This window comes from Pseudomonas sp. GL-B-12 (assembly GCF_019955895.1).
Taxonomy (GTDB): Bacteria; Pseudomonadota; Gammaproteobacteria; order Pseudomonadales; family Pseudomonadaceae; genus Aquipseudomonas.
Genome location: NZ_JAHBCX010000026.1, coordinates 1 through 12,693, shown reverse-complemented (window position 1 = coordinate 12,693; position 12,693 = coordinate 1). Strand labels below are relative to the sequence as shown.

The window sequence follows — 12,693 nt, the reverse complement described above, 5'->3', positions numbered from 1 at the left end:
GGTGTTGATTGATGCGCGTAAGCCTGCTGGTGATGCTGTTGACGTTGCTGTATGGCTGTGGCGAACGGATCGAGCGCGTTTCCGGACCGACCATGGGGAGCACTTATTCGATCCAGTACGTACCCGCCGCGCAGACGCCCGACTCGCAGCGAGTAAAGGCCGAAGTCGAGACGATACTCGGAGAGCTCGACCAGCAGTTTTCCAACTGGCGCGGCGACTCCGTGGTTTCCCGCTTCAACGATCTGCCGGCCGGCGCCTGTCAGGCGTTGCCGGAAGATATGCATCGCTTGCTGGCGTACGGTGAGTTTCTGTTCCGCGAGAGTGGCGGGGCTTTCGACCTGACGGTGCAGCCACTGATGAACCTCTGGGGCTTCGGTCCGCAGTCACGGGGGGAGCACTTGCCGGATGCTGGCGCGCTGGCACGGGAGCGGGCACGGGTAGGGCATCAGCACTTGCGCCTGGATGGCGAAAAGCTGTGCAAGGATGTGGCGGCGCAACTGGATTTCGACAGCATGGTCGCCGGCTATGCGGTGGATCGGGTCGGCGATAGGCTTTCGGCCATGGGTATCCAGGCCTATCTGGTCGAGATCACCGGCGAACTCAAGGCGGTCGGCCGCAAGCCGGATGGCTCGCCCTGGCGCATCGCCCTGGAGGTGCCGAGCGGCGCAAGCGAGCAGCAAGTGGAGCGCGCCATTGCACTGGATGGCTACAGCGTTTCCACCTCCGGCGATTATCGAAACTATTTCGAGGAAGGTGGCCAGCGCTATTCGCACACCTTCGATCCACGCGTCGGCAGGCCGGTGAATCACGCGCTGGCGGCAGTGACGGTGGTCGACCCTTCGGGGCTGCATGCCGATGGCTTGTCTACGCTGTTGATGGTGCTCGGCCCGGAGGAAGGCTATGCCTTCGCCGAGCGGCATGACCTCGCTGCCTATTTCATCATGCGCCAGGGGCAGGGTTTCGTTGCCCGTGCGACGCCGCGATTCGAGTCGTTGTTTCCCGAGCAGGGCAAGACGAAGCAGTAGTTGAAGGAAGCCTCGCCTACCGGTCGACCAAGCGTTAATGCGCGGCGCGTCACGGAGCGACCAGGATGGTGTCCACTTGAATAGGTGGACACCATCTCTTAGCTTGGCGGGGTCAGTCCAGACGGGATGCCTGGACGGTTACGTTATTCGCCAATGTCGTCTAGACACATAACCTCGGAGCCAACCTAAAAACTAGAGCGTTATCGACCAAGCACGCTCTCGAACCAATAGCAGTCTTGAAACTGGGCAATAAACTCAAGCAGCTCTCGATTGATCTGTTCAACTATCCCGCTCTCAGCCAATGAATAGGCATCTTCGAAATAGCCGCCCTCGGAAAACACTAGACTACGAAACACCCGCTGAACGATTTAGCCAATCTGTTGCATCGACCGGTTGAATCCACAGCCGATTGCTGCCTGCTACGAAGCGCAGCTATCGGCCCAAGATCCAAAACGCGGTCAGCACAACGACTTCTGGTAATAGAGCCGGGTATGTCCCGGTGGATAATCTGCCAGGCGTCCGAATTCGGAGTAACCAAGTTTTCGATAAAACCCGGGTGCCTGAAAGCTGAAAGTCTCCAGCCAGATACCAATGCAGTGCTTTTTCTGCGCGACTTCTTCGGCCATGCGCATTAGCCGTTCTCCGATACCCTGGCCACGCATCGACTCGGGAACGCTGACAAGATCGATGAGCAGCCATCGATAAGAGACCTTGCCGTACAGTCCGCCAATGACTTCGTTACTGTCAGGGTCTAGTAGCAACAGAGCAAATGTTTCATGTGCGTCGTCTCCACCGTTGACCAGGTTATGGGCCAGCAACGGGGTTAAAATTCCCAGCCGCTCTGCTTCGGTAGCATTTTCAGAAAACTGGATTTCTACAGACATGGCGCTCTCCCTGAGCGGTGAGTAACTGGGTCGACAAGGCATCCCATTCCTGTCACCCCATGGTGTGATCAGTGAATACATCAAGTTGTCGGTTTTTCCGATGGCCTGAATGGCCGCCTCTGGCTGTGTATTCAACCTGTCGAGCTTCTGCTGCGCGTCATGTGCATGAGGGCCGATCGGCCGTTTCCCAAAGAAGGTCGCTCCTCAATGGCATAAGGCACAAACCCAAGCTTGGGGTAGAGCAGCAGCCCTGCCGTGTTTTCGTTGAAACAGAAAATCTGCACCTCGTTGGCTCCGTAACGCTCGAATGCCAAGCCGGTCATGGTCTCTACGATAAACGTGGCCACTCCTCTGGCCTGTGGTTCAGTTTCATTGCTCGTCTCTAAGCTCCATGAATCAGTACTTTAGCTGAGTCCCAAGGCTAGCGGCGCTGATGGAAGGGGGATCGGTCTGGAAGAACGTGACGCTGGTGGAACGGCAGCGGCAGTGCTCAGGCGGTCTGCATCAGGCTGCGCAATTGGAGAATCGCCTGCGCAATCGGGGAGGTTGGCGGGCATTGCAATCGCTAGTTTAGGGCCCATCCAACAACAAGACCTCGCTAAAGGAAGGCTTATGCAATACAGGCTCGCCATCTCGCACTGTGTGCCCTGCGCTTTTGAGTCGACTAAGGGAAACCTTTAGCCGGGTTGAAGTTTTCCCCTCAACGGATGCTGTTCATCTCGATATCGGCGCGGCGCCTGCTGGCTTACCTTGGGTAGACAAGAGGCGTGTCGTCGTGGCGGACTGTTCCATTGAGCCCACCTGGCGTTTTACCCCATAACAACAATAGGCCTGACAATGCTCGAACCGATCGCCCTTTATATCCCTCATGCAATCTGCCTTCCTGCGCAAGAAGGCTCGGTGTTCGGCTGCCGGCATTTTTAGTTTTTGGTTTGAATCTGCTCCTATAAATACAGTGCCCAGCACATACAGATGTGGAGAAGTTAGATGTATCAGGTAAAGCAATCTTGCCGTGGGCTCGGTATTGCCGGCGTGTTGGGAATTATCTGTTCGCCATTGGCAGCCTATGCCGATGTTATTGATGACAGTCACTTGAAAGTGGATACGCGCAACTTCTACTTGCACCGTAACTACACCAATACCAATGCGCCGTTTTCGCAAGTGCATAGTTGGTCTCAGGGTTTCGATGCGCAGTTTACTTCCGGTTACACCGATACGGCACTGGCAATCGGTCTTGATGTGGATGCGCAATACGCCGTGCGCCTGGATTCGTCGGGCAACGACGGTTCGCTGCCCTTCAGCGTCCACGACCAGCAGACGGCCGATGACTACAGTCGTGCCGGTGCAACCTTCAAGATGCGCTACAGCAAGACCGAGTTGAAGGTCGGTGACCTTCGCCCACAACTGCCGGTGGCGTACGATGACACCAGTCGGCAATTGGATACCGTCTACCAGGGGGCTGTGGTCGAGTCCAAGGAAGTCGATGGGTTGACGATGACCGGTGGCCGGTTCTGGTCTGCCGTGACGCGGGAATCTTCCAACCACGAGAAGCTGTACAAGTTTGGCTCCACCGATAATCTCGACAGTGACGGCCTGGACTTTGGCGGCGCAACTTACGACATTACCAAAAACCTGCAAGCCAGTTATTTCTACGGCGTGTTGCACGATATTTATCAGCAACACTATTTTGGCCTGATGCATATGGCTGATTTGGGTAATGGCTACAAACTTAAAACCGACTTGCGCTACTTCAATAACAATGAAGATGGCAATGCGTTGAACGGTGAAATCGACAACCGTTCTTACGGTGCATTGTTCTCCTTGCTCAAAGGCGCCCACATGTTTGGCCTCAGTTACCAGCGCATGCTCGGTGACAGCGTGTTCCCGACGATGAACGGTTTTATCCCGCAACCTTACCTGGTGCACTGGTCGTCCCTGGGGTTTGTCCGCCCGGATGAAAAGTCCTGGGGCGCGCGCTACAGCTATGACTTTGCCGGGATGGGCATGCCGGGGCTGAAGCTCTACACCCGCTACATCAAGGGTACCAACTGGAACCGTGGCAACAACCTGAGCGACAACCAGGAAAGCGAACGTTTTCTGGGGCTCAGCTACGTGGTGCAGAGCGGGGCGCTGCAAGGCCTGGGGCTGGACCTGCGCAACATCGACGTGAAACAGAAGTACGGCTACGACTACAACGAATTCCGTGTCGCCACGACCTACACCTGGAAGTTCTGGTAAGCCCAGTCCATCCGGGGTTTGACCCCATAACAATAAGAGGCCTGACCATGTTCGAACCCTTTGTCCTTTACATCTGCCCCGCAACTTCCCAGTCGGTGTGCTGTGCACCGTCACCCGGCGCGCTGCGCGCATGAGCGGATTCCAAGAGGAGCAAACACTAGTGAATATCCAGGTCGATAACGCGGTCCTGCAGCAGCAGAAGAAGAAAACCTACATTTACGAGTGGTACGTGGTCGGCCTGTGCATGATCGCCTACATCTTTTCATTTGTGGATCGGCAGATCCTGGCGCTGATGATCGAGCCGATCAAAGCCGACCTGCAGATCAGCGACACTCAGTTCAGCTTGCTGCACGGGCTGGCCTTTTCGTTGTTCTACGCCTTCATGGGCATGCCCATCGCCTACCTGGCCGACCGCTTCTCCCGGCCGAAGATCATCGCCGTCGGCGTCGTGTTCTGGAGCCTGGCGACTGCCGCCTGCGGCATGAGCAAGAACTTCCTGCACATGTTCCTCGCCCGCATTGGCGTCGGCGTCGGCGAAGCGGCCCTGTCGCCCTCGGCCTACTCGATGTTCAGCGACATGTTCCCCAAGGAAAAACTCGGCCGCGCCGTGGGCATCTACTCGATCGGCTCATTCGTCGGTGGTGGCCTGGCGTTTCTGGTGGGCGGCTATGTGATCGCGATGCTCAAGGACATGAACACCATCGAGGTCGCCGTTCTCGGTGCGATGAAGGCCTGGCAGCTGGCGTTCTTTATTGTCGGCCTGCCCGGTCTCGTGGTCGGCCTGTTGATCTGGCTCACCGTGCGCGACCCGGCGCGCAAAGGCCTGCAGGTCGATGCGCAGGGTCGGGTGAAGAAGGTCGCGATGAGCGATGGCTTGCGCTTCCTCGGCCGCCACCGTGCCACCTTCACCTGCCATTACCTGGGCTTTTCGTTCTACGCCATGGCCCTGTTCTGCTTGATGAGCTGGAGCCCGGCGCTGTACATCCGCAAGTTCGGCCTGTCGCCAATGGAGGCGGGCTATATGCTCGGCACCGTGCTGTTGGTGGCCAACACCGCCGGGGTGCTGTGCGGTGGATGGCTCACCGACTATCTGGGCAAGAAAGGTCATCAGGACGCTGCCATGCGCACTGGCGTCATTGGTGCCCTCGGCATGGCGGTGCCGGCCGTGCTGTTCCCGCAAGTCGATCAACTGTGGCTGTCGGTGACGCTGTTGGTGCCAGCGATGTTCTTCGCCTCATTCCCGATGCCGGCGTCCACGGCGGCGATGCAGATTCTCGCGCCGAATCAGGTGCGTGCGCAGGTCTCGGCCGTGTTCCTGCTGATCAGCAATCTGCTGGGCCTGGGCCTGGGCACCACGCTGGTGGCGCTGTTGACCGACCGTTACTTCGGATCGCCCGCGGCGGTAGGTTCGTCGATGTCGTTGGTGATCTGTGGCGCGTCGGCGTTGACGGTGCTGCTGCTATGGCGTGGTTGCCGTCATTTCCGCGAAAGCTATGCCCGTGAGCACCCGACCCGGGCTTGATTGGTCATAGTCCACGATCGGCGCCTCGGCCTCGCTCCCTTTGAAGGGCGCGGGGCCGAGGTGCTCCAGGTCAGGAGAACCCTTGATGTTGAATGACGTACACCTGCTGGAACGACACAGCCTGCTCAGCTCGGCCGATTACCGCGAGATCAAGGACAAGGTCAGCCAATACCTGTGCCCGCACAGCTTCAACGTACTGCGTGACGAGCCGATCTACACCCGGCTCAACGGCGTATTCTTCGGCGATTCGGCGCTGCTCGACCTGCGCTATGGCGCACCGGTGGAGATCACCATCGGCGACATTGCCGATCAGTACCTGTTTCGCATCACCTTGCAGGGGCATTGCGAAGTGGCCCACGGGCGGCGCAGCGCGGCGATGCAGTCGGGCTACCTGAGCGTTTCCTCGCCGTTCGCGCAAAGCCGCATCGTCACCGATGGGCAATGCCGCAACCTGATCCTGCGGGTCGACCGTGATGCCCTGGAGACACAGCTGCAACGCCTGCTCGGTCGCAGCCTGCGGCAGTCGGTGATCTTTGATGTCAGCGTCGACCACCTGGGCGCCGGCGTCGTCAGCCTCTATCACACCCTGGACTACATTTGCCGGCTGTACGGCAGCGGCGTCGACGGTTCGCGTCTCGCCAGCGGCCTGTCCGAATACCTGATGCAACTGCTGCTCACACAGTTGCCGCACAACTACTCGGCGGATCTGTTGATCGACTCGCGCGCGCCGCTGCCGCACCACGTGAAAAAGGCCCGTGACTACATTGAGGAACACCTCGACGAGTCGATCAGCCTGACAACCTTGAGCGAACTGTGTGGCGTCTCGGTGCGCACCTTGCAGAACGGCTTCAACCAGTTTCTCCAGCAAGCGCCGGTCGAGTACATCCGCGACCGGCGCCTGGCAGTGATCCACGAGTCGCTGAAGCAGGGCAGGGCCGGAGAAACCGTCACCGATATCCTGTTGCGTCATGGCATCAACAGTTTCGGGCATTTTTCCAGCGCCTACCGGCAACGCTATGGTTGCCTGCCTTCGGACACCCTGCGGCGGCAGAAGCATTGAGACTCCTGCGCAATCCGTCATTCGGCTGCGCAATCGGATGAGTCTGTGGCGGTGCGGCTCGATAGGATCGAGTCTCTAACAAAAAGGAGTATCTGCATGAATGTTACCGTGCTGGGTGGTGGTCACGGCTGTTACGCCGCTGCTGTCGAAATGGCTGAAAAGGGGCATCAAACCCGCCTGTGGCGTCGAAACTGCGCAGCGCTCAAGGAGCTGCTGGCCATCGGCAGCCTGACCATCAAGGACTACAAGGGCACTCGCAAATTGTCCGTCGGAAAGCAGGGCGACAAGCTGTCGTTCACCGACGACCTGGCCGAAGCCCTGGGCGATGCGCAACTGGTGATCATCCCGCTGCCGTCGACCTCCCACGAAGACCTGGCCAAACACGTGGCGCCGCATCTGCACGACGGTCAGGTGGTGTTCCTGCCGCCGGGCACCTTCGGCAGCTTCGTGTTCGCCAAGGCCATGGCCGATGCGGGCAACCGGAGCAAGGTCGCCTTCGCTGAAACCGGTACGCTGCCATATCTGGTACGCAAGCATGGCGCCAGCGACCTGGTGATCAGCGGCTACGCCACCCGCCTGCCGACTGGCGTATTCCCCAGCAACCTGTCTGAGCATGCTTTCGCGGTGCTGCGTGAAGCCTACCCGAGCGTCGAACCGATTGAAGACGCCCTGAGCGGTGCGCTGATGAACGCAGGCCCCATCATCCATCCGCCGCTGATCATGATGAACGCCGGTCCCCTGGAGCATTTCGAGGCCTGGGACATTCACAACGAAGGCACCCAACCGTCGATTCGTCGCGTGACCAACCAGCTGGATGCCGAGCGCATGGTCGTGCGCGAAGCACTGACCTACGGCGCGCCGCACTTCCCGCTGGCCGACCACTACAACACCAGCGAAGGCGACGAGTGGATGTACGGTCGCGGTGCCCACGGCAAGCTGACCGACAGCGGTGACTGGCGCGAAGACATCGACCTGCAAAAACACCGCTACATGCTCGAAGACACCCGTCTGGGTCTGTCCTTCCTGGTTTCCGTCGGCCGCTGGGCCGGTGTGCCGACCCCGGTGGCGCAGGGCCTGCTGAGCATTGCCTCGGTCGTCGCTGCACGGGATCTCTACGCCGAAGGCCGCACCCTGGAAAACCTCGGTCTGGCTACGCTGAGTCGGGCGCAGATGACCGAGCTACTGACCAAGGGCTACAACTGATGAACGCCGCGCTGCCCCAAGTCAGCGTGGTCGGCGCCGGCCGGATGGGCGAGGGCATTGCCCTGGCGTTCATCCATGCGGGCCTGCCGGTGACCCTCATCGATATCAAGGATCGCGCCGAGGAAGAGCGGCACGGCTACTTCGAGCGAGTGCGCAACAACATCTGCAGCGAACTGCAGATGCTGGTACGCCTTGGCGTGCTCGAGGGGGATCAGGCGGACATCGCGTTAGCCCGGCTGACGCTGCAATCCCGGTCCCAGGCCACAGAGGCATTGCGCCGGTGCGACCTGGTGTTCGAAGCGGTGCCGGAGGTCATCGCGGTCAAGCAGCAGACTTTCGCCTGGGTCAGCGAGCATGTCCCGGCGTCGACCATCATTGCATCGACCACTTCGACTTTCCTGGTCACCGAGTTGAGCGAAATGGTCAGTGAGCCGCAACGCTTCGTGAACGCGCACTGGCTCAATCCCGCGTACCTGATGCCGCTGGTGGAAGTCAGCCGCAGCGAAGCGACCTGCCCGCAGGTGGTCGAGCGGCTGCTGCAACTGCTCAAGCGGATCGGCAAGGTGCCCGTGGTGTGCAATCCGGTGGCCGGCTACATCGTGCCGCGCATTCAGGCATTGGTCATGAACGAAGCGGCACGGATGGTGGAAGAGGGCGTGGCCAGCGCAGAAGATATCGACACCGCAGTGCGCGTCGGCTTCGGGTTGCGCTTCTCGGTGCTGGGCCTGCTTGAATTCATCGACTGGGGCGGCGGTGACATTTTGTACTACGCCTCGCGCTACCTGAGTGGAGCGCTGTCACCGCGCTTCGAATCGCCACAGGTGATCGCCGACAACATGCAAAACGGCCGCAATGGCTTGCGAGATGGCCAGGGTTTCTACGACTACCGAGACATGGACGTGGACGCCTACAAGCAGCAGCGTCTTGGCGACTTTGTCCGCAAGCTGGAGTTGTCGGGATTGACGCCAGCGTTCGATGGCGCCTTGAAGCAAGCTTGAGCCTCAGGGCCCGGATGCCGGGCCCTGACTACACGAGGTTTCAGCGGGGGCCTTCGCCCGCTCGATAGCCTAGAAGTGGATTGCCCATAGTGGACGTTGACGGGTTGCAGGCTTTGCCGTTGTCCGAATGGCTGTTTCTGGCCGATACGTGCCTGTCGTGAAGGGTAGCAATCACCATCAAGCGATTGCGTCAACATCGCCACTTGGACTTTGCCGTCCTTGCCGGCGCGCGCCACCAACACGCGCCGATCAAAGTCCCCAACAAGCGTCTTGGCACCGAAAGCTGCCGACCATCAAGGGCTGCTACCGACCTGGAGCAGTCGGCGAACAGAATAATGGCAAATTAGCGGCTATGCTTGGTCTGCTGTCGAAACTGATCAGGCAGTCCGGCAGGCTGCGCGGAAATGACCCGCAACGTGCCCTATGTCACCCGACTATTCTGCGTGAAGCATCCAGTTCAGGGGCGCAAATCCGCAACGACACTCGGGAAGACATGGAGCAAACCCTGCACCTGCAGGCGCAGGGTTTGGACTAGATCTGTTGGGATCACTCAGGATCGAATCGACTTTCGCTACGGTGCGGCTGGGCACTGCGAAAACGGGGATATGCTCACCCCAGACATGCTGGCCAAGGTCTGCACGCTCGCCAGAGGCGCAGAACGAGGCTGAGGAAATTGAAAGGAACAGAACATCTGGCAAAAGTGATTGCCGACGTTCAATTCTACAATGGAGAGCGAGGAGAATCGTTACCTGAAACGATGATGTCAAATACAACAAATGAAAATGATTTCGTTTTATCGCCGAAATGTTAAGAGACTGCTTCCGAGAGTAAAAAATTTCACCATGAAATTAGCATCGCCAAATGCATTGCTTAGTGTCGAATAGTTGGTTGGCGTGACACTTAAGACGTATAGCTTCGGTAGCTATTGCTTGTCTCGGGAGCTTCGCTCACGAAAACCAGCGTGAATCCAGAACAGAGAAAAAATTTGGCTAATGCTACGTGCGGTGTGTTCTCAGGTTCAGGTGTCGGCACAAAAGGTTAATTGGTTTCCGAATACCGCTTCTATTGGTCAATTTAGAAGGATTATGTTTGGAGATTGTGGAATGGATTCTTTCAGGAATAAAAGCGCCGCAAAGCAAGCCATACCCACCAGTTCAAATAAGCCGCGCTCGACCAAATGGCACCGCATGTACTTTTTTCTTGCCGGATTCGACGTGCTGGTTGTTGTGCTGAGCGTGCTATTGAATCACCTGATCGTCGATACCTATCACCGCTCCATCAAGGCAAACCAGTCGTGGGTCCAACAGTTGTCGAGCTATTCAACGCTGGGCAGCCTGGCTTCCACAGTCAATGCGCCGGGCAATAATGTGTTCGATACACATAATGTTGAAGCCGAATCGCGGAACATGAATGAAGCCTTGCGCGCCTTCAACGAGCATTTGGCAATGGCCAAAAAACAGTTGGAAGTACGGATCGCCAATGAGGCTGAACACAGTGCAGATATACAAGCCTTTACCCTTGCATTGAAGGATGAGGTGGGTGCAATTGATGCCGCGATGGTCGAAATGGTGAACGAGGCCTTGCTGATCTTTTCCTACTTCAGGGAGGGGCAGTCGGATAATGCCGGCAAACGCATGGCAACGATGGACAGGAAGTTTGCCCTGTTGCTCGCCTCACTCAGTACCGTGCGGGATCGCGTTGGCCTGATTCAAAGCAAGCTCCTGGAGGAGGAGCTTGAGTCGGTCGAAGAACTGCGCCGGGTCGAATACGCGATCATGGTGTTCGTGCTACTGATGGTCAGTGCGGCCGTTATCTACGGGGGCAAGATCAGGCGCGAAATGGAGTCGCAAGCAGCCGAAAGGGAAGGTTATCTGGCAGTGCTGCGCGAAAGCGAGAAGCAGGCCCGCCAGCAAGCATCGCTGCTGGACAAGGCCCAGGACGCCATTGTCGTTCACGGGATGGATAACCGCATCCTGTACTGGAACAAAAGTGCCGAGCGTCTCTACGGTCTGTCAAAGGAAGAGGCACTCGGCAAATCGGCACAAGAGTTGATCTACCAGGGTAGCGCCGCTTTCAATGCGGCCACTAACAGCCTGATAGAAACGGGTGACTGGGCGGACGAAGTTACACTTCGACGCCGGGATGGCTGCACCATCACGCTCGAAAGTCATCGAACCCTGGTGCGAGACGATGATGGCCAGCCGCAATCCGTTCTGTCGATCAATACTGACATCACCCACCGTAAGACCGCTGAGCAAGAGGTCCAGCGTTTGGCCTTCTACGATCAGTTGACCGGGCTGGCCAACAGGCGGCTCATGTTGGACCGGTTACAGCATCTGCTGGCGGGCAGCTCCCGTAGCCTGCATACGAGCGCGATAATTCTCATTGACCTGGATAACTTCAAGGCACTGAACGACACGCTGGGGCATGACAGAGGCGACATGTTGCTGCAGCAAGTTGCTCTGCGCCTTTCCGGCTGCATACGCGAGAGCGACACCGTGGCTCGCCTGGGCGGAGACGAATTCGTCGTCCTGCTGGATGGCCTTAATGAGAATCCTCCAGAAGCAGCTATCCAGGCCAAGGCTATTGGCGAAAAGATTCTCAACTCTCTGAACATTTCCTACCAGTTGGATGGATATGAGCACCACAGCACCCCCAGCCTCGGCATTGCGCTGTTCCAGGGGCAGCTGAGCACAGTGGACGATATTATGAAGCGCGCTGACCTGGCGATGTATCGCGCCAAGGCGGCGGGCCGCAATACCATGCGCTTCTTCGATCCGGAAATGCAGGCGGTTGCCACGGCACGCGCCAGACTGGAAGTAGACTTGCGCCAAGGCTTGCAGGACAACGAATTCCTTCTTCATTACCAGCCGCAGGTGAATAGTGAGGGCCGTATCATTGGCGCAGAGGCACTGATGAGATGGCAGAATCCTGAGCGCGGAGTCGTGTTTCCAGGCGAGTTCATTCCATTGGCAGAGGATACGGGGTTGATTCTGCCGTTAGGCCGTTGGGCGCTGCAGGCAGCCTGCACTCAGCTGGTTGCCTGGGCAAAGCATTCGGAAACCGCCCGACTGGGTATGGCTGTGAATGTCAGCGCCCGCCAGTTTCACCATCCGGACTTCGTCGAGGAGGTACTGCAAGTACTGAGATACACGGGGGCCGATCCGAAGAAATTGAAACTGGAACTGACCGAAGGCCTGCTGATAGAGGATATGGAAGGTACTGTCGCCAAAATGATCGAGTTGAAAGAGATCGGCATAGGCCTTTCGCTGGATGATTTCGGAACCGGCTACTCGTCACTGTCATACCTGAAGAGCCTTCCGCTGGATCAACTCAAGATCGACCAGTCCTTCATCAGAGATGTGCTGGTTGATCCCAACGACGCCGCCATCGCCTGCGCGATTGTGAGCCTGAGCCAGATATTGGGGCTTTCGGTGATTGCAGAAGGTGTGGAGACAGAAGCTCAGCGCACCTTTCTGGTCAAGCATGGCTGCCAGACCTACCAGGGCTTCCTGTTTTCCCCGCCACTGCCAGCCGAACAATTTGAGGAGTATGTTCACGAAAGATTAATGGCGAGCACTGATTTCCCACGGACCAAGACTAAATCGCCATAACTTCGTAGGTGCCTGGGAACGTCCGTATATGGACTCCCCCTCATTGCAAGCCCCGTTGCTTTGGCGCCCGTGCCGACTGCACACGTATATTCGGCCTCTAAATACGGCATCGTTTCGATGCAGGGCCATGATGGGCTATTCGCGCGCCG

Annotated in this window: 8 protein-coding genes and 1 pseudogene; 7 read left to right on the top strand and 2 right to left on the bottom strand. The window is 58.0% G+C overall.

Going from position 1 to position 12,693, the window contains the following annotated elements:
• The first annotated feature begins 11 nt into the window (after positions 1 to 11).
• Positions 12 to 1,025, top strand: a complete 1,014-nt coding sequence (locus tag KGA85_RS15625) for an FAD:protein FMN transferase (RefSeq protein WP_223459385.1) — start codon at positions 12 to 14, stop codon at positions 1,023 to 1,025.
• Positions 1,026 to 1,483: 458 nt separating this feature from the next.
• Here the strand turns inward: KGA85_RS15625 and KGA85_RS15620 are convergent, their stop codons facing one another.
• Positions 1,484 to 1,909: a GNAT family N-acetyltransferase gene (locus KGA85_RS15620; protein WP_223459383.1), complete on the bottom strand. Its 426-nt coding sequence runs from the start codon at positions 1,907 to 1,909 to the stop codon at positions 1,484 to 1,486.
• A 131-nt stretch (positions 1,910 to 2,040) separates the two neighbouring features.
• Positions 2,041 to 2,271: pseudogene (locus tag KGA85_RS15615) on the bottom strand (GNAT family N-acetyltransferase); the annotation flags it as partial.
• Positions 2,272 to 2,896: 625 nt separating this feature from the next.
• Here KGA85_RS15615 and KGA85_RS15610 point away from each other — a divergent pair.
• The 6 genes from KGA85_RS15610 to KGA85_RS15585 all read left to right on the top strand — a co-directional run bounded on the left by KGA85_RS15610 (position 2,897) and on the right by KGA85_RS15585 (position 12,544).
• Positions 2,897 to 4,147, top strand: a complete 1,251-nt coding sequence (locus KGA85_RS15610; RefSeq protein WP_223459381.1) for an OprD family outer membrane porin — start codon at positions 2,897 to 2,899, stop codon at positions 4,145 to 4,147.
• A 160-nt stretch (positions 4,148 to 4,307) separates the two neighbouring features.
• Positions 4,308 to 5,669, top strand: coding sequence for a spinster family MFS transporter (locus KGA85_RS15605; RefSeq protein ID WP_223459380.1), 1,362 nt, complete (start codon positions 4,308 to 4,310; stop codon positions 5,667 to 5,669).
• An 85-nt stretch (positions 5,670 to 5,754) separates the two neighbouring features.
• Complete coding sequence (locus KGA85_RS15600; RefSeq protein WP_223459378.1) at positions 5,755 to 6,729, top strand: AraC family transcriptional regulator; 975 nt, start codon at positions 5,755 to 5,757, stop codon at positions 6,727 to 6,729.
• Between the two features lie 96 nt (positions 6,730 to 6,825).
• Entirely contained in the window at positions 6,826 to 7,932 is a 1,107-nt protein-coding gene (locus KGA85_RS15595; RefSeq protein ID WP_223459376.1) for an NAD/NADP-dependent octopine/nopaline dehydrogenase family protein, read from the top strand.
• On the top strand, positions 7,932 to 8,930 hold the full coding sequence (locus KGA85_RS15590; protein ID WP_223459374.1) for a 3-hydroxybutyryl-CoA dehydrogenase: 999 nt from the start codon (positions 7,932 to 7,934) through the stop codon (positions 8,928 to 8,930). The genes KGA85_RS15595 and KGA85_RS15590 overlap by 1 nt, the downstream gene beginning before the upstream one ends.
• Before the next feature lie 1,103 nt (positions 8,931 to 10,033).
• A complete protein-coding gene (locus KGA85_RS15585) occupies positions 10,034 to 12,544 on the top strand; it encodes a putative bifunctional diguanylate cyclase/phosphodiesterase (protein WP_223459372.1) in 2,511 nt (836 codons plus the stop codon).
• The last annotated feature ends 149 nt before the right edge of the window (positions 12,545 to 12,693 follow it).